This window comes from Stenotrophomonas sp. 1337, assembly GCF_031455455.1.
Lineage (GTDB): Bacteria > Pseudomonadota > Gammaproteobacteria > Xanthomonadales > Xanthomonadaceae > Stenotrophomonas > Stenotrophomonas indicatrix.
Map to the genome: position 1 here is coordinate 112,816 of NZ_JAVDSR010000004.1, position 26,042 is coordinate 138,857.

General features: G+C 67.0%; 19 protein-coding genes. 11 read left to right on the forward strand and 8 right to left on the reverse strand.

The annotated features are described in order from the left end of the window. Nucleotides 1-25: 25 nt before the first annotated feature. Both J2X70_RS08025 and J2X70_RS08030 read right to left on the reverse strand, forming a co-directional pair. On the reverse strand, nucleotides 26-334 hold the full coding sequence (locus J2X70_RS08025; protein WP_025873974.1) for a DUF3861 family protein: 309 nt from the start codon (nucleotides 332-334) through the stop codon (nucleotides 26-28). A 304-nt stretch (nucleotides 335-638) separates the two neighbouring features. Next, nucleotides 639-1,037, reverse strand: a complete 399-nt coding sequence (locus J2X70_RS08030; RefSeq protein WP_025873973.1) for an HU family DNA-binding protein — start codon at nucleotides 1,035-1,037, stop codon at nucleotides 639-641. 370 nt (nucleotides 1,038-1,407) lie between these two features. Here J2X70_RS08030 and J2X70_RS08035 point away from each other — a divergent pair, with 370 nt between their 5' ends. Next, entirely contained in the window at nucleotides 1,408-1,839 is a 432-nt protein-coding gene (locus tag J2X70_RS08035; protein WP_025873972.1) for an OsmC family protein, read from the forward strand. Between the two features lie 87 nt (nucleotides 1,840-1,926). Here J2X70_RS08035 and J2X70_RS08040 read toward each other — a convergent pair whose 3' ends face one another. Both J2X70_RS08040 and J2X70_RS08045 read right to left on the reverse strand, forming a co-directional pair. Then, the gene (locus J2X70_RS08040; RefSeq protein WP_309909792.1) at nucleotides 1,927-2,805 is read right to left on the reverse strand and encodes a PhzF family phenazine biosynthesis protein; all 879 of its coding nucleotides are present in this window, start codon (nucleotides 2,803-2,805) and stop codon (nucleotides 1,927-1,929) included. 94 nt (nucleotides 2,806-2,899) lie between these two features. Then, entirely contained in the window at nucleotides 2,900-3,772 is an 873-nt protein-coding gene (locus J2X70_RS08045; RefSeq protein WP_309909794.1) for a PhzF family phenazine biosynthesis protein, read from the reverse strand. A gap of 75 nt (nucleotides 3,773-3,847) precedes the next feature. Between J2X70_RS08045 and J2X70_RS08050 the strand changes: the two genes are divergently transcribed. The 4 genes from J2X70_RS08050 to J2X70_RS08065 all read left to right on the forward strand — a co-directional run bounded on the left by J2X70_RS08050 (nucleotide 3,848) and on the right by J2X70_RS08065 (nucleotide 9,905). Then, complete coding sequence (locus J2X70_RS08050) at nucleotides 3,848-6,442, forward strand: bifunctional aspartate kinase/diaminopimelate decarboxylase (protein WP_309909796.1); 2,595 nt, start codon at nucleotides 3,848-3,850, stop codon at nucleotides 6,440-6,442. 90 nt (nucleotides 6,443-6,532) lie between these two features. Continuing rightward, nucleotides 6,533-7,885, forward strand: coding sequence for a UDP-N-acetyl-alpha-D-muramoyl-L-alanyl-L-glutamate epimerase (murL, locus tag J2X70_RS08055; protein WP_218788850.1), 1,353 nt, complete (start codon nucleotides 6,533-6,535; stop codon nucleotides 7,883-7,885). Continuing rightward, nucleotides 7,866-9,275: a UDP-N-acetylmuramoyl-L-alanine--D-glutamate ligase gene (gene murD / locus J2X70_RS08060; protein WP_309909799.1), complete on the forward strand. Its 1,410-nt coding sequence runs from the start codon at nucleotides 7,866-7,868 to the stop codon at nucleotides 9,273-9,275. Before murL ends, murD begins: the two co-directional genes overlap by 20 nt. A gap of 15 nt (nucleotides 9,276-9,290) precedes the next feature. Then, nucleotides 9,291-9,905 carry a hypothetical protein gene (locus J2X70_RS08065; protein ID WP_309909801.1) on the forward strand — a complete coding sequence of 205 codons (615 nt, stop codon included), beginning with the start codon at nucleotides 9,291-9,293 and terminating at the stop codon, nucleotides 9,903-9,905. Nucleotides 9,906-9,971: 66 nt separating this feature from the next. On the opposite strand, the gene J2X70_RS08070 is transcribed toward J2X70_RS08065, so the two are convergent. Then, entirely contained in the window at nucleotides 9,972-10,553 is a 582-nt protein-coding gene (locus J2X70_RS08070) for an SMI1/KNR4 family protein (protein WP_309909803.1), read from the reverse strand. Nucleotides 10,554-10,683: 130 nt separating this feature from the next. On the opposite strand from J2X70_RS08070, the gene J2X70_RS08075 reads away from it, so the two are divergent. After that, nucleotides 10,684-11,475: a dienelactone hydrolase family protein gene (locus J2X70_RS08075; protein WP_309909805.1), complete on the forward strand. Its 792-nt coding sequence runs from the start codon at nucleotides 10,684-10,686 to the stop codon at nucleotides 11,473-11,475. Nucleotides 11,476-11,546: 71 nt separating this feature from the next. Here the strand turns inward: J2X70_RS08075 and J2X70_RS08080 are convergent, their stop codons facing one another. Next, nucleotides 11,547-12,545, reverse strand: coding sequence for a polyprenyl synthetase family protein (locus J2X70_RS08080; protein WP_025873964.1), 999 nt, complete (start codon nucleotides 12,543-12,545; stop codon nucleotides 11,547-11,549). Nucleotides 12,546-12,760: 215 nt separating this feature from the next. Between J2X70_RS08080 and J2X70_RS08085 the strand changes: the two genes are divergently transcribed. Continuing rightward, nucleotides 12,761-14,374 carry an alpha-glucosidase family protein gene (locus J2X70_RS08085; RefSeq protein WP_100435931.1) on the forward strand — a complete coding sequence of 538 codons (1,614 nt, stop codon included), beginning with the start codon at nucleotides 12,761-12,763 and terminating at the stop codon, nucleotides 14,372-14,374. Between the two features lie 408 nt (nucleotides 14,375-14,782). Here the strand turns inward: J2X70_RS08085 and J2X70_RS08090 are convergent, their stop codons facing one another. Then, entirely contained in the window at nucleotides 14,783-17,542 is a 2,760-nt protein-coding gene (locus tag J2X70_RS08090) for a TonB-dependent receptor (RefSeq protein WP_309909809.1), read from the reverse strand. A gap of 254 nt (nucleotides 17,543-17,796) precedes the next feature. Continuing rightward, nucleotides 17,797-19,851 carry a glycoside hydrolase family 97 protein gene (locus J2X70_RS08095; RefSeq protein ID WP_309909810.1) on the reverse strand — a complete coding sequence of 685 codons (2,055 nt, stop codon included), beginning with the start codon at nucleotides 19,849-19,851 and terminating at the stop codon, nucleotides 17,797-17,799. 236 nt (nucleotides 19,852-20,087) lie between these two features. Here J2X70_RS08095 and J2X70_RS08100 point away from each other — a divergent pair, with 236 nt between their 5' ends. The 4 genes from J2X70_RS08100 to J2X70_RS08115 all read left to right on the forward strand — a co-directional run bounded on the left by J2X70_RS08100 (nucleotide 20,088) and on the right by J2X70_RS08115 (nucleotide 26,019). Then, a complete protein-coding gene (locus tag J2X70_RS08100; protein ID WP_309909812.1) occupies nucleotides 20,088-22,280 on the forward strand; it encodes a Six-hairpin glycosidase-like protein in 2,193 nt (730 codons plus the stop codon). Further along, complete coding sequence (locus J2X70_RS08105; protein WP_309909814.1) at nucleotides 22,277-23,764, forward strand: MFS transporter; 1,488 nt, start codon at nucleotides 22,277-22,279, stop codon at nucleotides 23,762-23,764. The genes J2X70_RS08100 and J2X70_RS08105 overlap by 4 nt, the downstream gene beginning before the upstream one ends. Further along, a complete protein-coding gene (locus J2X70_RS08110) occupies nucleotides 23,764-25,479 on the forward strand; it encodes an alpha-amylase family glycosyl hydrolase (RefSeq protein ID WP_309909816.1) in 1,716 nt (571 codons plus the stop codon). Before J2X70_RS08105 ends, J2X70_RS08110 begins: the two co-directional genes overlap by 1 nt. Nucleotides 25,480-25,632: 153 nt before the next feature. Continuing rightward, a complete protein-coding gene (locus tag J2X70_RS08115; RefSeq protein WP_025873957.1) occupies nucleotides 25,633-26,019 on the forward strand; it encodes an SseB family protein in 387 nt (128 codons plus the stop codon). Nucleotides 26,020-26,042 lie beyond the last annotated feature (23 nt).

The following is a 26,042-nucleotide window of genomic DNA, read 5'->3' on the forward strand; positions in this document are numbered from 1 at the left end:
CCGGGGACCGCTCAGCGCGAAGTGGTCAGCGCGAAGAGGGAAGCTGTTCCAGCGCGTCCAGCGCCGGCAGGACCTGCGCGGCGACCGCTGCCAGTGCATGGCCGTCGGTGTCGGCATGGCGCTGCACGATGTCACGCAGCAGCTGGGTGGCCACCACCAGGGTGGCACGTTCGTCACCGCTCAGGCCTGCCGTGCGCGGGGCCGATTCCAGCAGGCGCATCAGGTCGCGGCTGGCGCGGTGCTCCAGTTCGATGGTGCAGCGCCCGGTGCACTGGTGCCCGTCCTTTTCGATCGGGGTCACCGAGATCCGGTAGCGGGTGGAAGGGCTGGCCATGGGGGTGCTCGCGCTGGTGGGGAGGAATGGGACCACCATAGGCAAGGCGTCGGCCGGCGGCGATGGCCGGCGCTGCACGCAGTGTTCCACCCGGTTCGTTCCTGCGCTGGAAAAACAGCGGCGCGGCCATGGGCGGCGGGCCTGTGCGGGAAATTGCGTGGGCGCGGGAAACGCTGTGTTGCGGGGGCGCAGTGGACGGCATCCACGCATGGCGTGGATCTACGGCAGAGCGAGCGCGGAGGCGGGGCAAAAAAAACGGGACGGCCAAAGCCGTCCCGTCAGGTATCCGCTGCAGGGCGCGCGCTTAGAGCGCAGCGTCCTTGAGCTTCTTGAGCGGGCGAACCTTGAGCTTGGTGGTGGCCGGCTTGGCGGCGAACCACTGCTCTTCCTTGGTGAACGGGTTGATGCCCTTGCGCTTCGGCTTGGCCGGCACATTGACGGTGGTGATCTTCAGCAGGCCCGGCAGGGTGAACGAGCCGGCACCCTTCTTGTGCACCGAGGAAGCGACAGCGCCTTCCAGCGAGGCCAGCACAGCGCGGACGTCCTTGGCGACAACGCCGGAGACTTCAGCGATGTGTGCAACCAGGCCCGACTTGGTCAGCACTTCCTTGATCGGCTTCGGAGCGGCCGGCTTGGCGGCTGCCTTCGTCGCGACTTTCTTCACTGCCTTCTTCGGGGCAGCCTTCTTAGCGGTCTTTGCCATGGTTTCCTGTTCCGTGAACGGTTGGTTGTTTGGTCGGCGCCGAACCCCGTCGGCAAGCGCAATGTAGGGCAACTCTTGGGCGCCGCCAATAGCCTGGAGCGCTGAAAGTGCATGTTTTTTCATATCCAGGCCGATTCAGTACATGGCCGGCAGTAGGGGGAGCGGGTGCGGTGGTGCGCTGCACCGCAGTGTCGGTGATTTCGACTGGATGGGCGAAATGACTGAAAACAAGGGGGAAATCGCCAGATTGCTGGCGAAGAAGTGTCCAGTCGTTGGCTCGGGACAGGCGCGCCGCATGCGGCGGGGCGACGCAGGGCTAACGCGGCGCGTGCCAGGGTATTGGTTCATCACAGCCACAACGGAGCAGGACATGGGAATCTCGCGACACGCTACCGCGCATTGGGAAGGCGACCTGAAGTCGGGCAAGGGCCAGTTGAGCACGCCACAGAGTGGCCTGCTGGACAAAACCCGCTACGGCTTCAACAGCCGTTTCGGTGATGAAAAAGGCACCAATCCCGAAGAACTGATCGCTGCCGCGCACGCCGGTTGTTTCACCATGGCGCTGTCGGCCAAGCTCGGCGAGGCAGGCTTTACCCCGACCTCGCTGGATACCGAAGCCAAGGTCGATCTGTCGATGGAAGGCGGCCCGCAGCTGTCGCAGATCCGGCTGAAAGTGAAGGCGGTTGTGCCGGGAATCGAGGCGACGCAGTTCCGCGCGATCGCTGATGACGCCAAGCAGAACTGCCCGGTTTCCAAGGCGCTGAGCGCGGTGCCGATCAGCCTGGAAGCCGAACTGGGCTGAGAAGGTAGTGCCGGCCGCTGGCCGGCAACCACATGAAACCGGGTATAAGGTGGCAGCCGGCCAGCGGCCGGCTCTACCGCCTTGCGTTCACCAATCGATGGTGCCGGAAATCACCGTCTGCACCTGGCCGCCGGACCAGACCTCGCCCTCTTCATCGACCAGCAGCGTCAGCCGCGCATCGTGGCCGACTTCGCGTCCCTGGCTGACGTCGAAGGGCTGGCGGCCGCGCGGAAGGGCGTCGCGCAGGTCCAGCCAGGCCGCCAGCACAGCGTTGGCCGCGCCAGAAGCAGCATCCTCGAAGCGGCGCCCATTGCCGACGAAAGCGCGCACGGCCAGGTCGTAACCATCGCTGCCATCGGCAAAGGCATAGGCGAACACGCCCATGCTGTCGGTCGATTCAGCCAGCGTGGCGATCGCATCCCAGTCCGGGTGCAGGGCGCGCAACGCGGCCTCATCCGCGACCTCTACGACCCACCAGCTGCGGCCACCCTGCATGCGGGCCGGCGGCAGCGAACCCAGCGGCCAGGTGTGCAATGCGGCCTGCAGGCGTGGGTCATCGGTGGCGGCGATCTCGGCCAGCTGCGCACGGGGCGTGCGGATGGCGATGCGCTGCTGCGCGCCTTCGCCGGTCACGCGCAGTGGCAGCGCACCGGCGATGCCGTCCTGAACCAGTACCCCGTCGACCGGCATGGCCAAGCCCGCCTGCAGCACCGCGTGGGCGGTGCCGACGCTGGGATGGCCGGCGAACGGCACTTCCTTCTGCGGGCTGAACATGCGCAGCCGATAGCTGGTGCCGGCCGTCTGTGCCGGGAACACAAACGTCGTTTCGGGCAGGCGGGTCCAGCGGGCGATGGCCTGCATCGCTGCATCGTCCAGGCCTTCGGCATCGAGCACGACGGCCAGCGGATTGCCGGCGCCCGGGCGCGGGGAAAACACATCCAGCTGCAGGAAACGGCGGGTGGTCATCGGGCAGGAACTCCAGGAAACAGGCGGCATAGGGTAGCGCGGGGCCATGCCCCGCGAGCGCGCAGCGCGGCAGCCCGCCGGGCTTGGCCCGGCGCTACCAGGTGATGTTGCCGTCTATCACCAGCTGCACCTGGCCGCCGATCCACACCGTGTCCTGCGCGTCCACAGTGACCTGGACGCGGCCGTCGCGGCCGACCTCGCGGCCCTGGCTGGCCACATAGGTCCGGTTCTCGCCGGGCAGGGCATTACGCTGCCGAAGCCAGGCGCCGATCAGCGCGTTGGCGCTGCCGGTCACCGGGTCTTCCGGCACGTTGGGCGCATCGGCGGGGCAGAACGCGCGCACCACCAGGTCGTGCCCGGTATCGGCTTCGAGCGCGAACACGGCGATGCCGAGCGCGTCGGTGGCAATGCTCCAGTCGCGCAGGGCCGCTATGTCCGGTACCAGCGTGCGTACGGCCTCGGCGTCGCGCAGCGGCAGCAGCCACCAGCGCGGGCCGTTGTCCCACAGCTCGGCGCGCTGGCCCTCGGCGGCAGCGGCACGCAGAGTGTCAGGAATGTCGCCTGGCAGAGCCGGCAGCGGCCGTGCCGCTGGGCTCGCCAGGCGGATGGTGGGCGCGTTGGCCGGCCCGGTGACCTGCACCGGCAGCAGGCCGGCCGCGCACTGCTGCACCAGGGCCCCGTCGCGTGGCTGCACCAGGCCGCAGGTGACCGCAGCCCAGGCGGCGCCCACGCTGGGGTGCCCGGCGAAGGGCAGCTCGCTGGCAGGGGTGAAGATGCGCACGTGGTAGTCGGCGCCGGTAGCGGTGGGGCGAAGGAAGAATACGGTCTCGGACAGGTTCAGCCAGGCGGCCAGGGCCTGCATGCGGTCGGTGGACAGTCCATCCGCGTCGAACACGACACCGAGTGGGTTGCCGGTACCGGGCTGGTGAGCGAAGACATCGAGCTGCAGGTAGCGGTAGGCGGTCATTGACGGGTGTATTGGGCTTAGAATCGAAGGTTCCGCCCCCTCGGGCGGCTTCCCCACATTACACATAGCCTATCCATGTCAGCTTCCCCCCTTGTCGATCGTTGGATCGTACTGAAGTTCGGCGGCACCTCGGTGTCGCGTCGCCACCGCTGGGACACGATCGGGAAGCTGGCGAAAAAACGGGCCGAAGAGACCGGTTCGCGCGTTCTGGTGGTGGTTTCGGCGCTGTCCGGGGTCACCAATGAACTGACCGCGATTGCCGATGGCGCGCCGGACAGCCGCGATCGCTTGGCGGCGCTGGTCGAACGCCACCAGGCCTTCCTGGACGAGCTGGGGCTGGGCGCGGAGGTGCTGGCCGAGCGGCTGGCCGCGCTGCAGGGCCTGCTGGACGACCCGCGTGCGCCCAGCCGTCCTCTGGACTGGCAGGCCGAAGTGCTCGGCCAGGGTGAACTGCTGTCTTCCAGCCTGGGCGCGGCCTACCTGCGTGCCAGCGGCCTGGATTTCGGCTGGATGGATGCGCGCCAGTGGCTGGACGCGCTGCCGCCGCAGCCGAACCAGAGCGACTGGTCGCAGCGCCTGTCGGTGAACTGCCAGTGGCGTGCCGATGCGGAATGGGCGCAGCGCTTCCGCGCTCAGCCCACGCGCCTGCTGATCACCCAGGGGTTCATCTCGCGTCACGCCGACGGTGGCACTGCCATCCTCGGCCGCGGCGGCTCGGATACCTCCGCAGCGTACTTCGGTGCGCTGCTCGGCGCCAGCCGCGTGGAGATCTGGACCGATGTGCCAGGCATGTTCAGCGCCAATCCCAAGGACGTGCCGGACGCGCGCCTGTTGACCCGCCTGGACTATTACGAAGCGCAGGAAATCGCCACCACCGGTGCCAAGGTGCTGCACCCGCGCTCGATCAAGCCGTGCCGCGATGCGGGTGTGCCGATGGCGATCCTCGATACCGAGCGTCCGGAACTGCCGGGTACCAGCATCGACGGCAATGCCGCGCCGGTGCCCGGAGTGAAGGCAATCAGCCGTCGCAACGGCATCGTGCTGGTGTCGATGGAAGGCATCGGCATGTGGCAGCAGGTCGGCTTCCTCGCCGATGTATTCGGCCTGTTCAAGAAGCACGGCCTGTCGGTGGACCTGATCGGTTCGGCCGAGACCAACGTCACCGTATCGCTGGATCCGTCCGAGAACCTGGTCAACACCGATGTGCTGGCCGCGCTGTCGGCCGACCTGTCGCAGATCTGCAAGGTCAAGGTGATCGTGCCGTGCGCGGCGATCACCCTGGTCGGCCTGGGCATGCGCTCGCTGCTGCACAAGCTGTCGGACGTGTGGGCGACCTTCGGTCGTGAGCGCGTGCACATGATTTCGCAGTCGTCCAACGACCTGAACCTGACCTTCGTCATCGACGAAGCCGATGCCGATGGCCTGCTGCCGATCCTGCACGCCGAACTGATCGACAGCGGCGCGATGCCGGTGGAAGAGACCGAAGTGTTCGGCCCGCGCTGGCGCGAAATCGCCGGCACCGTGCGCCCGCGTGGTACGCCGTGGTGGCGCGGCCAGCGTGCGCACCTGCTGCAGCTGGCCGATGCCGGCACCCCGCGCTACGTCTACCACCTGCCGACGGTGCGGGCGCGTGCCCGCGCGCTGGCGGCGATCAAGCCGATCGACCAGCGTTACTACGCGATCAAGGCCAACAGCCATCCGGCCATCCTGCAGCTGCTGGAGTCCGAAGGTTTCGGCCTGGAGTGCGTGTCGCACGGTGAGCTGAAGCATGTGTTCCAGGCCATTCCGGAACTGTCGCCCAAGCGCGTGCTGTTCACCCCCAGCTTCTGCCCGCGCAGCGAGTACGAAGCGGCGTTCGCGCTGGGCGTGACCGTCACTGTCGACAACGTCGAAGCCCTGCAACGCTGGCCGGACCTGTTCCGCAACCGCGAACTGTGGCTGCGCGTGGACCTGGGCCGTGGCGAAGGCCATCACGCCAAGGTCCGCACCGGTGGCAAGGAGTCCAAGTTCGGCCTGCCGATCGCGCGCGTGGACGAGTTCGTGCGCGCGGCCACCGAGCTGGGCACCCGCGTGGTCGGCCTGCATGCGCACCTTGGCAGCGGCGTGGAAACCGCCCAGCACTGGCGCCTGATGTGCGATGAGCTGGCTGGCTTCGCGCGCCGCATCGGCAGCGTGCACACCATCGACATCGGTGGTGGCCTGCCGATCCCGTACAGCGAGGAAGACGAGCCGTTCGACCTGGATGCCTGGGCCGAGGGCCTGGCCGAGGTCAAGGCGCTGCATCCGGCGTTCCGCCTGGCGATCGAGCCGGGCCGCTTCCTGGTGGCCGAATCGGGCGTGCTGCTGACCCACGCCACCCAGGTGGTGGAGAAGGATGGCGTGCGCCGCGTCGGCCTGGATGCCGGCATGAACACGCTGATGCGCCCGGCCCTGTACGACGCCTGGCACGACATCGAGAACCTCAGCCGCCAGGGCGGTTACGCCGAAGCGGCGTTCGATGTGGTCGGCCCGATCTGCGAATCCAGCGATGTGTTCGGCAAGCGCCGCAAGCTGCCGGTGTCGACCGCGCCGGACGATGTGATGCTGATCGCCGACGCCGGTGCCTACGGCTATGTGATGTCCAACACCTACAACCAGCGGGCGATGCCGCGCGAAGACGTGATCGAATGATCGCCGCCTTCCGCGCCCTGCACCCGCCCACCGACACGTCCCGCGCCTGCGCGCGGGCACGTGCCTGACCGTGCTTGAACTGGATTCACCATGACTGCTTTCGATAAACACCAGGTTTCCCGCTTCCGTTTCGTCCGCTGCGAATTCGCCGCGGACACCGGCGTGGCCAAGCTGGTCTACGCCTTCGATGACGGCCCGGAAATGGTGGAAACCGTTACCGTGCCCGGCGCTCCGTTCGTGCTGGAACCGGCCCGTGCCGATGCCGTGCAGCGCGCGCTGCGGCTGCTGCACCTGATTGCCGGTGTGAGCTACTACAAGGCCGGCGTGCCCGATACGGTCAGCATCGACAGCTACAGCATCGATGCCGATACCGCAGCGCTGGTGGAGACCATCTACCTCAACGGCCTGGGCGAATTCGCCTACCGCAACGGCCTGAACCTGCGTGGGCGCTTCCGCCTGCCGGTGCAGGGCGAAACGGTGCAGGCACCGGTGCTGGGCCTGCAGGCGCATGCGCTGGTGGCCATCGGCGGTGGCAAGGATTCGCTGGTCAGCATCGAAGCGCTGCGCCGCGCCGGCGTGGACGAGACGGTGACCTGGATCGGGGGTTCGCAGTTGATCCGTGCCTGTGCCGAGCGCACCGGGCTGCCGACGTTGAACCTTGGCCGCGCGCTGGCGCCGGAGTTGTTCGAACTCAACCGCCAGGGCGCATGGAACGGGCACATCCCGGTCACTGCGGTGAACTCGGCGATCATGGTGCTGGCTGCGCTGCTGCAGGGCGTTGACCAGGTGGTGTTCTCCAACGAACGTTCGGCCAGCTACGGCAGCCAGATTCCGGGCACCGGCGAGGTCAACCACCAGTGGTCGAAGGGCTGGGCGTTCGAGCAGGCCTTCGGCATGTACGTGCAGAAACAGGTGGCCGCTGATCTGCAGTACTACTCGCTGCTGCGGCCGATGTCGGAGCTGGCGGTGGCCCGCCAGTTCGCCAAGAGCGATTTCTACGACGCGCATTTCTCCAGCTGCAACCGCAACTTCCACATCCTTGGCGAGCGCCCGGTGAACCGTTGGTGCGGCGTCTGCCCGAAGTGCCACTTCGTTTTCCTGGCGCTGGCACCCTTCATGCCGAAGACCCGCCTGGTGCGCATCTTCGGCCGCAACCTGCTGGATGACATCGAGCAGGCTGGTGGCTTCGATGCGCTGCTGGAATTCCAGGACCACAAGCCGTTCGAATGCGTGGGCGAAGGCCGCGAATCGCGTGCGGCGATGGCCACCCTGGCGCAGCGCCCGGAGTGGAAGGAAGACGTGCTGGTGAAGCGCTTCTGCAATGAAATCCAGCCGCAGCTGGATGCGGCCGAGCTGGAGCTTGCACCGCTGATGCAGCTGCAGGGCGAACATCGTATTCCGGCGACGCTGTGGGAACGGGTGCGTGAAGATTTCGCAGCTTGAAGGCAAGCGCGTAGCGCTGTGGGGCTGGGGACGTGAGGGGCGTGCTGCGTATGCGGTGCTGCGCGCGCGCCTGCCATCGCTTGGCCTGAGCCTGTTCTGCCCGGCCAGCGAGGTCGCGGCCGCGCGTGCGGAGACGCAGGGCGTGCTGGACGTGCGTGGTGAACCGTCGGCCGAGGCCTTGGCGGCATTCGAGGTGGTGATCAAGTCGCCGGGGATCAGCCCGTACCTGCCGATCGCGTTGGCGGCGGCGGAGCAGGGCACCCGCTTCATCGGCGGCACGGCGTTGTGGTTTGCCGAACATGCCGATGCCGATGGCTCCGTGCGCGACACGATCTGCGTGACCGGCACCAAGGGCAAAAGCACCACCACCGCGCTGGTCGCGCACCTGCTGCGCGCAGCGGGACATCGCACCGGCCTGGTCGGCAACATCGGCCTGCCACTGCTGGAAGTGCTGGACCCGCAACCGGCGCCTGCGTACTGGGCGGTGGAGCTGTCCAGCTACCAGACCGGCGAGGTCGCGCGCAGTGGTGCGCACCCGCAGGTGGCGGTGGTGCTGAACCTGTTCCCGGAACACCTGGACTGGCACGGCAGCGAACAGCGCTACATCGAAGACAAGCTGCAGCTGGTGACCGGGGCCGCGCCGCGCGTTGCCGTGCTCAATGCCGCAGACCCGCATCTGGCGGCGCTGTCGCTGCCCGGCAGCGAGGTGGTCTGGTTCAACCAGCCGCAGGGCTGGCACATGCGCGGTGACATCGTGCATCGCGGCGGGCAGGCGGTATTCGATACCCGCAATACGCCACTGCCGGGCCGCCACAACCGCGGCAACCTGTGCGCGGTGCTGGCCGCGCTGGAGGCACTGGGCCTGGATGCCGTGGCGCTGGCGCCGGCGGTGCAGGATTTCCGGCCGCTGCCGAACCGCCTGCAACGCATCGGCCAGTCCGATGGCCTGACCTACGTCAACGATTCGATCAGCACCACGCCGCATGCCAGCCTGGCGGCGCTGGAGTGCTTTGCCGGCCAGCGCATCGCGTTGCTGGTGGGTGGGCATGATCGTGGCCTGGACTGGACTGATTTCATGCAGCACATGGCGCACGACGTGCCGCCGGTGGAGATCGTGACCATGGGCAGCAACGGCCCGCGCATCCACGCGATGCTGCAGCCGCTGGCCGACGCCGGCCGTTTCGGCCTGCATGCCGCTGCCGATCTGCCCGACGCGATGTCGCTGGCGCGTCGCGCACTGGGCGAACAGGGTGGGGTGGTGCTGCTGTCGCCGGGCGCGCCGAGCTATGGCGCCTACCGCGATTACGTTGCACGCGGGCGGCATTTCGCCGAGCTGGCCGGGTTCGACCCGGATACGATCAGCGCGATTCCGGGTATCGGGATCGCCTGACGGTCGTGCCGGCCGGTGGCCGGCAACCTGGGGGGTTCATCCACGCATGGCGTGGAACTACTCTGTGTGGAAACCCGGACGGATTCGGCGAGCCTTATGTGCACCTTTATCACCCTGTTCCTGCCCACTTCGTTTCCGGACGCCGAAAGCTCCGCAATCATGGAGCGCAGCGGCCGACGGCTGTTCGCGCAGGATTCGCCCAGCCTGCGTGCCGCCGTGGGGCCGGGCTGGCAGCCCTGGTTGAGCGCAGGCCACTGCGACTGTGGCACCGCACTCGCATCGGCATGGAAGATGCAGGAAGGGAAGAACGATGCCGAACGCTGGCGCAGGAAGGGCTGGAGCGAGGCGAAGATCGCCCGTGCGCTGACCGAGCAGTTGGCGCGGCGCGAGCAGGATCAGCAGGTGCATCGCGATGGAGCCCTGGGAGACGCCGGCCAGTGGCTGCAGCGCATTGATGCCCTGCTGGATGCCGGAGCGGCGCGCATCGGCCTGCTGGTGCGCGACTACGCTGGGGCTGTGGGGGGCCGGCAGCCGAAGCCGCCGGAACGGTGTTGGGCGCGCGCGCGGATGGCGGTGGACGATCTGCTTGCGTTCGAACCGGGGGTGTTGCATTGGATCGAGCGCGGGTGAAGCCCTGATCCACGCATGGCATGAGGTCATCGGCCGGCGAGGAGTTCATCCACGCATGGCGTGGATCTACTCGTCGAGGAAGCTGTAGTCGCGGTCGATCAGCTGCTGCAGGTAGGCATCGAAGCTGGGGGCGATGACCGCGTAGCTGTCGGGGTCGTGCAGGTAGCGCACCACCTGTCCAACGCTGCCGCCGGGTGCGGGATCGAAATCCAGATACAGCATCGAGGTGCCGCCGTTGTTCATGCAGTGCGAGAAGCACAGGCGGCGGCTCATCGGCAGGTCGGCATCGATGCCGGCGCCGAGGATCTCCGGCTCTTCATCCAGCCATTCTTCGTAGATGGAACGGATGCTGTCGTCCCATTGCTGTTGGTCTTCGAAGATCTGCCCGATGGAGCGCAGGTAGTACGGGTAGTCGCCCACGTCCGAGCCCAGCATCAGCACGCAGACCTCGCCCTTCGGATAGTCGCGGAAGTGCGTGCCGTCCACGCGCGAAAGCAGCTCGACCAGGCTGTCGGGCACCTGCGGCCACTGCGCGCGCAGCCGTTGCAGGTCGGCCTCGCTGGCGCCTTCGGTCCACGCCCATTGCGGGGCATCTTCCTCGGGCAGCCGCGGGATCAATCCAGACAGAAAGCGATCAACAAGGTTCATGCAGAAAAGGGGACGGAGGGGATCAAGTCGTATCCAACCACACCTGCGTCACGCCGCCAATGCAGAATGCGACGCGGGAGGGGCGATTACGGCTTAATCCCCTCCGTCCCCTTTTTTCTGGAGCAGGCGCATGAACCGTTGGCGTTGCGGGGTGGCGATGGTACTGGGGCTGGCAGCGATGCCAGCGTGGGCGGCGATGAAGACCCAGCCGGTGGAGTGGAAGCACCAGGGCACGACCTTCAGTGGCGTGCTGGTCTATGACGATGGAGATGCTGACAAGCGTCCCGGCCTGGTGATGGTGCCGAACTGGAAGGGCGTGAACGAATCGGCCATCGAGAAGGCCAAGCAGCTGGCGGGCGATGACTACGTGGTACTGGTGGCCGATGTGTACGGCAAGGGTGTGCGGCCGAAGACCGATGCCGAGGCCGGACCGGTGGCGACCAAGCTGCGCAATGACCGGCCGCTGCTGCGGGCGCGGGCGCTGGAGGCGATCAACGTACTGAAGGCGCAGGCGGGCAAGGCACCGCTGGACGCCAGCCGGATCGGCGCAGTGGGCTTCTGCTTTGGCGGCACCACGGTGCTGGAACTGGCCCGCGCCGGCGCGCCGCTGGCGGGCGTGGTCAGCCTGCATGGCGGGCTCGGCTCCCCCTTGCCGGCGCAGGCCGGCGGCAGCCACCCGTCGGTGCTGGTGCTGAACGGCGCCGACGACAAGAGCGTGACCGCCGAGGATATCGGCAGTTTCCAGAAGGAAATGGATGCGGCCAAGGTGGACTGGGAGTTCACCAACTACAGCGGTGCGGTGCACTGCTTTGCCGAGCGCGATGCCAACAGCCCGCCGGGCTGCCAGTACAACGAACGCGCCGCCAAGCGCGCTTGGAAGGCACTGGATGAGTTCTTCGAGGAGCGTTTCGAGAGGCGTTGAAAAGGTGTGCCGACCAACGGTCGGCACCCACCCGGTCTTGCAGGTGCCGACCGTTGGTCGGCACTCCTCCATCAATGCGAACGCTGTACCGCGTAGCGGGCCAGGCCGCGCAGGGCGGCGACGGCATCGTTGTCGCCTAGGCCGTCAAGCGCCCGTTCGGCGGCTTCTGCATATTCCTCGGCACGACGGCGGCTGTATTCCAGGCCTCCGGTGGCGTGGATCGCCGCCAGCACTTCCGGCATCGCCGAGGCGTCACCGTTCTGCACGATCGCGCGCAGGCGCTGGCGGGTGGCCTCATCGGAATGGGCCATGGCATGGATCAGCGGCAGCGTCGCCTTGCCTTCGGCCAGGTCGTCACCCAGGTTCTTGCCCAGCTCGTCGGCGTTGGCCGAGTAATCCAGCACGTCATCGGCGATCTGGAAGGCGTAGCCCAGGTGCATGCCGTAGTCGTACAGGGCCTGCTGGGTGGCTTCATCGACGCCGCTGGCCAGTGCACCCAGGCGCGTGCCGGCAGCGAACAGCACCGCGGTCTTGCGCTCGATCACGCGCAGGTAGGCGGCTTCGTCGGTGTCCGGGTTGTGCACGTGCAGCAGCTGCAGCACTTCGCCTTCGGCAATGCGGTTGGTGGTGTCGGCCAGGATCTGCATCACCGGCATCCGGTCCAGCTCGACCATCAGCTGGAAGCTGCGCGAGTACAGGAAGTCGCCCACCAGCACGCTGGGCGCGTTGCCCCACAGTGCATTGGCGGTGCTGCGGCCGCGGCGCAGGCTGGATTCGTCCACCACGTCGTCGTGCAGCAGGGTGGAGGTGTGGATGAACTCGATGATCGCTGCCAGCTGGTGGTGCTCGGGGCCGGAGCCGCCGACCGCATGGCCGGCCAGCATCACCAGCATCGGCCGCAGGCGTTTGCCGCCAGCGGAGATGATGTGGTCGGCGATCTGGTTGATCAGCACCACATCCGAGGACAGCCGGCGGCGGATCAGGGCATCGACGGCAGCCATGTCGGCTGCGGCAAGCGACTGGATCTGGGACAGGCCCAGGGCGGGACGGGTGTCTTCAGTGATGGTCATGCGATCAGGCTTTCAGGCTCATCCCTGATTATAGGCGTTGCCTGTGAATTGGGGAGGAAACCGGGGGCCAGGCCACCGCCGCGCGCCACCGGGCGTGGCGTCTGGCGTGAATACGTATGCAGGCAGCGCCATCGTCGTGGGCCGCCGCTAAGCTTGCGGGAGTTGGTTTTCGGCCCGCTTCCAGCGGGTCCCGCATGCCCGGAGGGGGGCTGTCGATGTCGCACTATCCATGGTGGCGCGGAGCCGTCATCTACCAGATCTACCCGCGCAGTTTCCTCGACGCCAACGGCGACGGGGTAGGCGACCTGCCCGGCATCATCCAGCGCCTGGACCATATCGCCGCGCTGGGCGTGGATGCGATCTGGATCTCGCCGTTCTTCCGATCGCCGATGGCCGATTTCGGCTATGACATCGCCGACTACCGCGATGTCGATCCGCTGTTCGGCAGCCTGGACGACTTCGACCGGCTGCTGGCCAAGGCCCACGGCCTGGGCCTGAAGGTGATGATCGACCAGGTGCTCAGCCACACCTCGATCGAGCACGCCTGGTTCCGCGAGAGCCGCCAGGACCGCAGCAACCCGAAGGCGGACTGGTATGTGTGGGTGGATCCGCGCGAAGACGGCACGCCCCCCAACAACTGGCTGTCGCTGTTCGGCGGCGGTGCCTGGCAGTGGGAGCCGCGCCGCGAGCAGTACTACCTGCACAACTTCCTGGTGGACCAGCCGGACCTGAATTTCCACCACCCGGAGGTGCAGCAGGCGACCCTGGACAACGTGCGCTTCTGGCTGGACCGGGGTGTGGATGGCTTCCGCCTGGATGCGATCAACTTCTGCTTCCATGACGCGCAGCTGCGCGACAACCCGCCCAAGCCGGCCGACAAGCGCGTCGGCCGCGGCTTCAGCGCGGACAACCCGTACGCCTACCAGTACCACTATTACAACAACACCCAGCCGGAGAACCTGCCGTTCCTTGAGCAGCTGCGCGCCCTGCTGGACGAGTACCCGGGGGCGGTGAGCCTGGGCGAGATCTCCTCGGAGGATTCGCTGGCGACCACCGCCGAATACACCCAGGATGGCCGCCTGCACATGGGCTACAGCTTCGAGCTGCTGGTCAACGATTACAGCGCGGCCTACATCCGCGACACCGTTTCGCGCCTGGAAGCGGCGATGACCGAAGGCTGGCCGTGCTGGGCGGTGTCCAACCACGATGTGGAGCGTGCGGTCAGCCGCTGGGGTGGCCATCCGGCCGACCCTCGCCTGGCGCGGATGCTGGTGGCGCTGCTGTGTTCACTGCGTGGTTCGGTCTGCCTGTACCAAGGTGAGGAGCTGGGCCTGGCAGAGGCCGAAGTGCCGTTCGAGGCGCTGCAGGACCCGTATGGGATCACCTTCTGGCCCAACTTCAAGGGGCGCGACGGCTGCCGCACGCCGCTGCCGTGGATCGACGCGCCGCTGGCCGGCTTCACCACCGGCAAGCCGTGGCTGCCGATCCCGGCCGAGCACCAGGCGGCGGCCGTGGCGGTGCAGGCGCAGGATCCGCAGTCGGTGCTGTCGGCCTTCCGCAGCTTCCTGGCCTGGCGCCGTACCCAGCCGGCCCTGCTGCACGGTGACATCCGGTTCCTGGACAGTGCCGAGCCAGTGCTGCTGTTCGAGCGTATGCTTGCAGATGAAACTCTCCTGCTGGCCTTCAACCTGTCGGCCGAAGCGGTGAGCCATCCGCTGCCGGCGGGCAACTGGCAGCAGGTGGCTGTGCCGGGCCCGGATGCGGGGACGGTGCAGGGCAATGAACTGCAGCTGCCGCCGCGTGCGGTGTATTGCGCACGACGCAGCTGACCGATTTCTCCGGTGGCGGTACTTGCGGGGACGGGGCCGAAGCGCCCCGTCCCTTTTTTGTGGGCGCGGTTCCGGCGCAGAGCATCCACGCATGGCGTGGATCTACCAGGGGGGCGAATGGATGCCCGCCACGCATCGATTGCGATGCGGCGGGGGAGAACCACGGCATGCGTGGATGGGTGATGGATGCGACGGTAGATCCACGCCATGCGTGGATGGGGCCGTACCGATCACGCTTCACTGGCCATCGCGTTGTGCGCACAAAGGAAAACCCGCTGCCTGCGCAGCGGGTTTCCGGTCCTGTTCCCTGTGTCCTGTCGCCGGGCGTGGCCCGGCGCTACCGATGGCGGTACCGGCCAGCAGCCGGCACTACCGAGTCCGGGTCGCCGGGCATGGCCCGGCGCTACCTCAGAACTTGTAGTTCACGCCCAGCATGTAGGTGCGGCCCCACTCGATGTACTCCAGCGGGCGATCCTTGGTGCCGGCGTAGGTGCGGTACGGCTCGTTGGTCAGGTTGCTTCCCTGCAGCAGCAGGGTCAGCCCACGCAGGCTGCTGCTGTCGCTGAAGGTGTAGCTGATCTGCGCATCGGTCACGTTCTCGCCCACGACATAGCGCAGGGTGCGGTTGCCGTTGAAGTTGCCGATCTCGCCGATGAAGTCCGAACGGCGGCGCTGGCTCACGCGTGCTTCAAAGCCACTACGCTCGTAGTAGGCAGTGAAGTTGTACACGCGCTTGGACAGGCCGGGCAGGCTGATCGGGTCGGTGCCCACGCTGGAGGCGCTTTCCGGATCCAGGATCTGGATGTCGCTCTTGTTGAAGGTCGCGCTGGCCTGCACGCCGAAGCCACGCAGGCTGTCGGTCAGCATTTCCAGCGGGAACGACGCGGTCAGCTCCAGGCCCTTCAGGGTGCCGCCCTTGCCATTCACCGGAGTCGAGAACGTGCCGGTGGGCAGCACCGGCACCACCATGCCCGGCGGCGGCACATAGTCGCCCAGCAGGCCGCTGAAGTCGTAGTTGTCCACCGACTGGGTGTAGACGTAGCTCTTCAGGTCCTTGTAGAAGATCGCGGCGGCCACGTAGGCCTTCTCGCCGAAGTACTTCTCATAGGACAGGTCCAGTGCGGTGGCGCGCCACGGGTCCAGCAACGGGTTGCCGCCACTGCCGCCGGGGCGACCGGTACCGGTATCCACGCCGAACTCCAGGCCCGCGCGCATCTGGTCCACGCGCGGGCGCGCGACCTGCTTGGCTGCGGCAAAACGCAGGGTCTGCTCATGCGGGAACATGAAGGCCAGGTTCAAGCTGGGCAGCCAGTCGTTGTACTTGCGGCCGTCCGAGTAGGGCTGGATGTTGTTGCCGGCCGCCTGCGAGCTGTCCCAGTAGCGCGAGTCCGAGCTCTGGTCGGTGTGCTGCATCTGCACGCCGATATTGCCGCGTACGCCCACCACACCGATGTCGGTGTTGATGTTCAGGCGCGCCCAGGCGGTGGTGATCTTTTCCTGCACCGTCCACGACTTGGGAATCAGGTAGTCCAGGTTGTCGACCGGATTGAAGGTCATGTAGCGACCGACCGCGCCAGGCACGTTCCAGGCCGGGATGGTGCCGAGGCCGGCGAAGCCGAGGTTGACCGGGCGGTACTGCAGATCCGATGCGATGTTGGCATCGCCCTGCGCGCCCAGCAGGATGTTGCCTTCGGACTGGGTCTTCACCTTGCGGCGGTCGGCATAGTTCACGCCGATATCCAGATCCGGTGCCCACGACGCCATTGCTTCGGGCAGGGCGATGGTCGCGGCCAGCTTGCCACCCTTCAGGCGGTCTTCCACCTTCGGCACCTTGCCGTAACCAGAACCGTAGATGGTGTTGGTCAGGAACAGCGCGTCCGGGTTGGAGTAGTTCAGGCCCGGGCTGATCTGCGAGAAGCCATCCTGGCGGAACTGCACACCGACCGTATCCAGCTGCGGCATCGGGGTCAGCTGCAGGTTGTTTTCCAGGTTCAGTTCGTCGCGGGTGGCCTTGGAATAGTTCAGGTCGGCAACCAGCTTGACGCTGCCGAAGGTGAACTCGTTGTTCCAGCCGAACGCATCGATCTTGTCCTTGCGCTTGTTGTACATGCCGCGCACCAGCGGGTACACGCCACTGGCGGTGCCACCGGTGAAGGTGCCATTGGCGTTGACCTGCGGGTTGCTGACCAGCAGGCCCGGGGTGTAGTTGCCGTTGTAGTTGCTGAGGTTGAGCTCGAACTGGTTGGCGGTGTCGATCTGCTCTGCTTCGGTGTGGAACGCGTCGAAGGTGCTGGTCCAGCTGTTGTTCGGCCGGAACTGGATTGTGGCCATCACACCGTCGCGCTTGTTGTTGCCGGTGCGGCGCAGCGCCTTGATGCCGTCGGTGAAGTAGGTGCCAGCGGCAACACCGGGGCGGTTGCCGTTGGTGGTGTGCTCGGTGGTCCACGGCTCGTACAGGCCCACCTGGTTTTCCTGGATCGGCATGTCGCTGTGCGCGTAGCCGATGGCGATGCCGAGGGTCTTGTCCAGGAACTGGTCGATGTAGCTGGCGCTGAAGCGGTTGCCGTACGGGTCGGTGTCGGCGGCGCGGCCCAACGAGCTCTTCTGGTAGCGGCCGCTGACGGCGATGACGCGGTCGGGGAAGCTGAGCGGACGTGCGGTCTGCATGTCGATGGTGCCCGACAGGCCCTGGCCGACCAGCGCTGCATCGGGGGTCTTGTACACGGTCACGCCGTTGACCAGCTCGGACGGATACTGGTCGAACTCGACGCCGCGGTTGTCGCCGGTGCTGACCACTTCACGCCCGTTGAGCAGGGTGGTGGCGAAATCCGGCGACAGGCCGCGCACGCTGATCACCTGCGCACGACCGGCCACACGCTGTGCGGCAAGGCCAGGCAGGCGCGAGATCGATTCGGCGATGCTGACGTCGGGCAGCTTGCCGATGTCCTCGGCGGAGATGGCTTCGACCACCGAGGTGGCGTCCTGCTTGGTGGCGATGGCGCTTTCGATGCCGCGACGGATGCCGGTGACCTGCACGGTGTCCAGGTTGGTGGCGGCGGTGCCGGTTGGCGGGGTTGCCGTGCTCTGCGTGGACTGCGCTGCTGCCAGCGATGGCGTCAGTACGACGGCCAACGCGATGCTCAGCGCACTGCGCTTGTGGTTCAACATTTTCCCCTCCCAGGCAATGTTGTAGTGCGATTCGTGGTCGTCCCGATGGTGTCGAGGACGTGCGACGCGGTGGCCGCTGTCGTCGCCGCTATGGTAGGCAGCGCGTTCTTCGTGGGAATCACCCTGCATACGTATTCAATGGCGTTTGCAGGGTTGTAATCGCTTCCAGATCATCATTCCGGTAGTGCCGGCCACTGGCCGGCAACCATCCACGTCGCAACGATGCCGGCCAGCGGCCGGCACTACCTGCGCATTCACAGCGGGGTGAAGCGGATGGCCTGTCCGCCGCCCGGCGCCAGCACCAGCGTGAGTGAATCGGTGCTGCTGACCTCGCGTGTTTCGCGCTTGAAGGCGAAGGGGTTGCTGCGGAAATCCGCGCCATCGCCATCGCGGTAGACCTCGGCGCGGTAGCGCACGCCCGGCTCCAGGAAACCCAACGACACCGGCAGCACGCGGCCGTTCTCGTCGGTGATGCTGCCCAGGAACCAGTCACGGCTGTTGCGGTCGCGGCGCACGATCGTCACGTAGTCGCCGACCTCGCCATCGAGCACGCGGCTCTGCTCCCAGTCCACCGCCACGTCCTCGATGAAGCGGAACGCTTCGCGGTGCTGCAGGTAGTGCTCGGGCAGGTCGGCAGCCATCTGGATCGGGCTGTACAGCACCACATACAGGGCCAGCTGGCGGGCCAGCGTGCTGGGAATGGCCTGGCCGTGGCGGCCCTTCAGGCTGAGGATGCCGGGCGTGTAATCCATCGGCCCGGCCAGCATGCGGGTGAACACCAGGTTGACCTCATGCTCGGGCGGGTTCGGTGGCTGGCCCCAGGCGTTGTATTCCATGCCACGTGCGCCTTCGCGGGAAATCCAGTTCGGGTAGGTGCGGCGCAGGCCGGTGTCCTTGATCGGCTCGTGCGGGTTCACCGACAGGTGCCGGCGGGCGGCTTCCTGCACCACCTTCAGGTGGTGGCGGGCCATGAACTGCCCGTCGTGCCACTCGCGCCACAGCGGGCCGCCGGCCGGATTGCGGCGATCAACCTGGCCGTCGTCGCAGACGTAGCCGGTCTTGAACTGGTCCACGCCCAGCCGCGCATACAGATCCAGCGCAGCACCCAGCTGGTCTTCGTAGTGTTCGATCGCACAGCCGGTTTCATGATGTCCGACCAGGTGCACGCCCTTCTTCAGCCCGTACGCCGACAATGATTCGATGTCGAAATCCGGCGTGGCGCGGGTGAAGTCGAAGTCGTAACCGTTGCCGACCCAGTTGCCGTCCCAGCCTGGATTCCAGCCCTCCACCAGCACACCACGGAAGCCGTGCGCGGCGGCGAAATCGATCACCTTCCGCGTCTTTGCGGTGGTGGCCGCATGCTTCGGTCCGGTGGCCCAGCTCTCTTCATCCAGGTGCATCGACCACCACACGCCCAGATACTTGGCCGGTTTCACCCAGCTCACATCGCCCAGCGCATTGGGCTCGTTGAGGTTGAGGATCAGGTCGGACTCGACCAGGCCGCCGGCACGGTCGGCGATCTGCAGGGTGCGCCATGGCGTGGCGAAGGGCAGGGCGCGGCGCACCTTCCAGCCTTCGGCCGAAGGCGAAAGCTGGGCGCGCAGGCGCTGGCCCTCGGTGCGTCGCAGCCACATGCCCGCGTAGTCGACCAGTGCCGCCTCATGGATGGCCACGTGCAGGCCGTCATGGCTGCGCAGGGTCATCGGCGTGTGCACCAGCGGCACTTCGCGCAGCGGGGTGCGCTGGTACAGGTATTCGTAATGGATCGGTTCGCCCGCGGGTATCCACCATGCGGTGGACTCCGGCGCGATGGCGAACTCGGTCAGCTCGTCATCGATGATCGCTTCGCGCAGGTTCGGTTGCTCGGGGAACACATAGCGGAAGCCCAGGCCGTCGTCGTAGGCGCGGAACACCAGGTCCAGCCGGCGCTTGCTGCCGGTGGTTTCGGCCAGGTGCACGGTCAGTTCGTTGAAGTGGTTGCGGGTGAGCCGGCGCTCGCCCCAGGGCTGTTCCCAGCTGTCATCGACACTGCGGCGTTCCTGCGCCAGCAGGCTGAAGTCGCGGTCGAGGCGACCATCGCGCAGTTCAAAACCCAGCTTCGAATCGGCCACCACGGTCTGGCCGAGGCGCTCGACGCGGTAGCGCGCGGTACCGCCGTCCAGCACCAGGCTGACCTTCAGCACCTTGTCCGGTGATTCGACGCTGGCGATCTGCGGTGCCGCCGCCTGTACCAGCGCGGCCCATCCCAGCAGGGCCAGGCCGAAAGCGTGCGCGAACACTGCGCGTACCGTTGTGGGTGACGTCGGCATTTCCCCTCCCAAGGCGCCGTTGACAGACCCGGACCATAAGCCAGCCCGGCAGGCCTGCCGGTACTGCACGCCATGAATACGTATGCAGCTGGACGCAGTCGACAGCCCCGCGTCTACCATGGGGCCAGGGCACCTTGAGGGAGGTGCCGCGCCCGCACGCCGGCAACGGCAGTGCGGACCCACAACGGTGCAGAGAGGGAGGGAGGTCGACGGGCGCAAGCCGGTCTGCCGCTTCGATGCTGAAGATCATTTGCCTGACCGCTGCCCTGGGGGCAGCGCTGGGGACGACCGCGCACGCGGCCGACCTGACATTCGACGGCCGCCAGGCGCGCGCCGAATCCGCTGCCAAGGGCAGCTTCGTGCTGCATGCGCCGAAGGGTGAGGTGCGCATCGCCGCCGCGCCCATGCGCAGCCAGACCGGCAGCGTGATGTTCGATGCGCTGTTCGCGCTGGCCCAGCAGGAAATGGACCAGGACCGGGTGGATGCCATCCGCGATCCGGCCTTCGACGAAGGCCGTCCGGTACCGTGCGAGTGCTTCCAGACCGGCGCGCGCTGGCCGTATGTGTGGACGCGTGACGTCAGCTTTGCAGCCGATCTGGCGCTGGCGAAGCTGGACCCGAAGCGCACCCGTCAGTCGCTGCAGTTCAAGTTGTCGGCTGCGCGCGACGGGCATACGCCCGGCCTGTTCGTGGCCCAGGACACCGGCTCCGGTGGCAGCTGGCCGATCAGCAGCGACCGCGTGGTGTGGTTCCTCGCTGCCCGACACCTGCTGGATGATCCTGCGTTTGCCGAGCAGGTCTGGCAGGCCCTGCAGGGCACATTGGCGCAGGACCGGGCGATGGTCTTCGACGCGCAGATGGGCCTGTATCGCGGCGAGACCTCGTTCCTTGACTGGCGCGAGCAGACCTATCCGGACTGGACGCGCGAGGACGTGCGCTTCATCGGTGATTCCTACGCGCTGTCCACCAACGTGCTGCATTACCAGGCGCTGCGCCTGGCGCAGCAGATGGCCGCGCAGCTGAGCGACGAGCGCAGCGAGCAGTACAGAGCCTGGGCCGATGCACTGGCGGTGCAGATCGACGCGCGCTTCTGGCGCGAAGACATGGGCCAGTACATGAGCTACATCGGCGAGGCGGCGCACCCGGTGCCGTACGCCAAGATCGATCTGCTCGGCCTGTCGCTGGGCATCCTCGCCGACGTGCTGCCTGCTGAGCGTGCGCGTCGGGCGCTGGCGGGCTATCCGATGGGCGCTGCCGGCAGCCCGGTGGTGTGGCCGCAGGAAGCGCAGCAGCCGATCTACCACAACCGTGCGATCTGGCCGTTCGTCAGCGCGTACTCGCTGCGCGCGGCGCGCAAGGTGGACGATGCGCCGCGCATTGCTGCCGAGATCCGCTCGCTGATGCAAGGGGCGGCGCTGGCAGGTTCCAACATGGAGAACTACGAGCTGGTCAGCCAGGCCGTGCACGTGGACGAAGGCGCGTTGAGCGGGCCGGTGGTCAACTCCGAGCGCCAGCTGTGGTCGGTGGCCGGCTATCTGTCGATGGTCACCGAAGGCGTGTTCGGCCTGCAGGACGACGGTCGCGTGCAGCCCAAGCTGCCGGCCGAGCTGGTGCCGGAGCTGTTCGGAAAGCAGAAGCGGATCAGTCTGGAGGCGGGCGGCAAGCGCTATGTGCTGGAGCGCCCAAGGCAGGTGGGCGCTGGCTTGTTGATCGCGGGAAAAACGCGTACGCGCGGCACCACGACCACCGTGCAGCTGGTCGCTGCGCCGGCAGCCGTGAGCCGTGATGTGCCGCGTGCCGATGCCAATGCACGAGCACCGGCCACGCCGCTGGCACCGCAGGCAAAGCGCAGTGGCAAGGGCTGGTCGGTCGCGGTGGCTGCCGGCCAGGTCCTCTGGCAGGACGGTGTCGCGGCCACGGCCAGCAAGGGCCAGGTGCGCGTCGGCGATGATGGCCTGCAGCACTGCCTGAGCCTGACCCGGCGTGAAGGTGCGCTGGAATCCCTGCACAGCCCGATGGTCTGTGTCGGCCCGCAGCAGGTGCTGCGGGGCAGCCGGCAATGGCAGTTCAATGCAGCCAGCGCGGGCCACGTGCGCCTGCGCCTGCAGTACAGCAACCCGAACGGCCCGATCAACACCGGTGTGACCGCGGCGGTGAAGCAGCTGGCCGTGCAGTGCAAGGGCCGCCCTCCGCAGCGGCACACGGTAACGCTGCCGCACAGCGTGGCGGCGCAGGACTCGACCGCGGCAACCTTCGCGGTACCCAAAGGCCGCTGCACGGTGACGCTGGAAGAGGGCTTCAACATGAGCGCGCTGCAGCACTTCGCGCACTACACCGGCGGCAAGGGCGGTCGTGATGGCGTGCTGAACCAGGCCCAGGTGCAGGCGCTGAAGATTGCGCCGGTGGCGGCAGCAGAGGACGCACGATGAGCCGTCCTGCAAAACCGCAGTTGTCGTTCTGGCAGATCTGGAACATGTGCTTTGGCTTCCTTGGCATCCAGTTCGGCTTTGCCCTGCAGAACGCCAACGCCAGCCGCATCTTCGAAACGCTGGGTGCGGACATGGACGCGGTGCCCGGACTGTGGATCGCCGCACCGCTGACCGGCCTGCTGGTGCAGCCGGTGATCGGCTATCTGTCCGACCGCACGTGGACACGCTGGGGGCGGCGCCGCCCGTTCTTCATGATCGGCGCGGTGCTGACCACGCTGGCCCTGCTGGTGATGCCGAACTCGCCGACGCTGTGGATCGCGGCCGGCACGCTGTGGGTGCTGGACGCCTCGATCAACGTGTCGATGGAGCCGTTCCGCGCCTTTGTTGGCGACCAGCTGGCACCACGGCAGCGTCCGGCCGGTTATGCGATGCAGAGCTTCTTCATCGGCGTCGGCGCGATCGTTGCCAGCTTCCTGCCTTTCATCCTGGCCCACTTCGGCGTTGCCAACACGGCAGCGGCGGGCGAGGTGCCCGATACCGTGCGCTATGCGTTCTACTTCGGCGCGGTGGTGCTGCTGGCGGCGATCACCTGGACGGTGGTCAGCACCCGTGAGTATTCGCCCGACGAGCTGGCCAGCTTCGATGATGCCGAACCACCGGCGCATCACGCCGGGGCCGCGGTCACCGGGCCCGCACCGTGGACGCAGGTTGCGCTGTGGCTCGGTCTCGGCGCGTTGCTGGCGGCACTGATCGCGTGGCGCCAGGGCGACAAGATGCTGTACGTGCTGGCAGGCCTGTGCGCGGGTTACGGCGCACTGCTGGCGGCGGCGCGGGTACTACCGGGTACGCACATGCTGGCCGCCATCGTCGGCGACCTGCGCGCGATGCCGATCACCATGCGCCGGCTGGCCTGGGTGCAGTTCTTTTCCTGGTTCGCCCTGTTCGCGATGTGGATCTTCACCACGCGTGCGGTGGCCGGCATGCATTTCGGTTCCACCGATGTCGAATCGACGGCCTACAACGAAGGTGCCAACTGGGTGGGCGTGCTGTTCGGTGCCTACAACGGCTTCGCCGCACTGGCCGCGCTGCTGATCCCGCCGATGGTGCGGGCGATCGGCCTGCGCTGGAGCCACCTGGTCAACCTGTGGCTGGGTGGGGCAGGGCTGATCTCGATGATGTTCATCGACGATCCGCAGTGGCTGCTGCTGTCGATGGTCGGCGTCGGCTTTGCCTGGGCCTCGATCCTGTCGCTGCCCTATGCGCTGCTGTCGGACAGCGTCCCGGCAGCGAAGATGGGCGTGTACATGGGCATCTTCAATTTCTTCATCGTGATCCCGCAGCTGGTCGCGGCCAGCGCGCTCGGTTTCGCCCTGCGTGCATGGCTGGGGGGCCAGCCGATGCATGTCCTGGTGCTGGGTGGCTGCAGTCTGTTGATTGCGGGTCTGTGCGTGTTGCGGGTTCCGTCCCGTCCGGAGGTGGTGTGATGCGTGGTGCCCTGTCTGCTGCTGTATCCCTTGTGCTGTTCGCTGGCCATGCTTCGGCTGCGCCACGCCCGGCCTATGTTGGTACCACCGAGCCGTTCGCCAGTGACGCGGTGTACTTCGTGGTCACTGACCGCTTCGTCAACGGCGATCCGTCCAACGACCATCGCGACCAGGGCGGCAAGCACCGTACCTTCGATATTCCGGTGCCATGCCCGGACAAGGTGGACGGCAACATCGGCTATCTCGGTGGCGATTTCCGTGGCGTGCTCGACAATGCCGACTACATCCGCAACCTCGGTTTCGGCGCGGTGTGGATCACCCCCATCGTCGACAACCCGGACGAAGCCTTCACCGGCAGCAAGCCGATCAGCTGTACCAGCACCCTGACCGACCGTGGCAAGACCGGCTACCACGGCTACTGGGGCGTCAACTTCTACGCGCTGGACGAGCACCTGCCGAGCAGGGACCTGGATTTTGCCGGGTTGACCAAGGGCCTGCACGGCGCCGGCCTGAAGGTGGTGCTGGACATCGTCGGCAACCATGGTTCGCCGGCCTGGACCATGCCCAAGCGGCAGCCGCAGTTCGGCCAGATCTTCGACAAGGACGGCAGGCTGATTGCCGACCACCAGAACCTGCCGCCACAGAAGCTGGACCCGAAGCACAATCCGCTGCACGCGTTCTACAACAACATCGGCCCGGTCGACAGCAAGGACGGCTCGATCTTCGATGGCAACCTGGCCGAGCTGGGCGACTTCAACCAGGACAACCCGGCAGTGATGGACTACCTGGTGGGGGCGTACCTGCAGTGGACCGCGCAGGGCGTGGATGCGCTGCGCATCGATACCATCGGCTGGCTGCCGCATCCGTGGTGGCACGAGTTCGTCAACCGCATCCGCGCGCAGCACCCGGGCATGTTCATGTTCGGCGAAGCGTTCGACTACAACGCCGCCAGCATCGCCGAACACACCTGGCCGGCCAACGCCAATGTCAGCGTGCTCGACTTCCCGCTGCGCGGCGCGCTGGAGCAGGCCTTCGGCAGCGCCGGCAAGGGCTTTGAAACGCTGGCTGAGCCGCTGCACCTGACCGGTGGCCCGTACGCCAACCCGTACGAGCTGATGAGCTTCTACGACAACCACGACATGCCACGCCTGCAGGCCAGCGATAGCGGCTTCATCGACGCGCACAACTGGTTGTTCACCGCGCGCGGCATTCCGGTGGTCTATTACGGATCGGAAACCGGCTTCATGCGCGGCCGTGCGGAGCACGCCGGCAACCGTGCCTACTTCGGCCAGCCGCGGGTGGATGCAGCCCCGCAGAGCCCGATCTTCGCCCCGCTGCAGCGCATCGCCAAGCTGCGCGAGAGTACGCCGGCGTTGCAGCGCGGCCTGCAGGTGAACGAACGTCTGCAGGGCGATGAAGCGGTGTTCTTCCGTGTGCTGCAGCATGGCGACGTGGCGCAGACCGCGCTGGTGCTGCTGAACAAGGGCGATGCCGCGAAGACCTTCAGCGTGGACCGCTACCTGCAGCCCGGCCTCTGGCGCGACGCGCTGGACGGCGGCCAGGTGACGGTGAAGGGCAGCCTGAAGGCGGAGGTGCCGGCGCACGGGGTGAAGGTGTTTGTGCTGGATGCGGACGTACAGCAGCCGGCCCTGCAGGCCGAACTGGACAAGGCCATGGCAGACCAGTTGGCGCGCGACCAGCGACTGAAGCGCTGACCGCGCACGGGGCCTCGCAAACGGTGATGCTGGCCGCTGGCCGGCAACCTCCGTGTCGTTGGACCCAATGCAGTTGCCGGCCAGCGGCCGGCACTACCTGGTGTGGCGGCATCCGGCACAATAGGCACCCCCTGATGCCGCGCTCGTACTGCCATGACCGACCTTGCCCCGCAGACTCCCATCGAAACCCTGCTCAAGGCCGCGATGGACGGAACAGTGCCGATCCGGGCATTCATGGAGGCCTTCGTTGCTTCCCAGGTGGTGCTGCTGACGGGCAGCCTGGTCACGCCCGATGGGAGTGGCTTCGATCCGCTGCTGTTCGACAAGCAGGGCACCCTGCACGTGGCCGTGTTCACCGATCCGGCGCGGGTGGGCATCTACAGCCAGCAGGCCGAGCATCAGGTCCGCTGGCTGATGCTGGACGTGCTGCGCCGCGTGCCGGGCGGCTACGGCGTGGTGATCAACCCGGGTACTACGCTGGGCTTCGAGATCTCGCCCAGCGGCGTCGGTGAGATCCTGAAGGACTTCTCGCAGGGCTGAGGTGCATATCGCCGGGGAGCCGA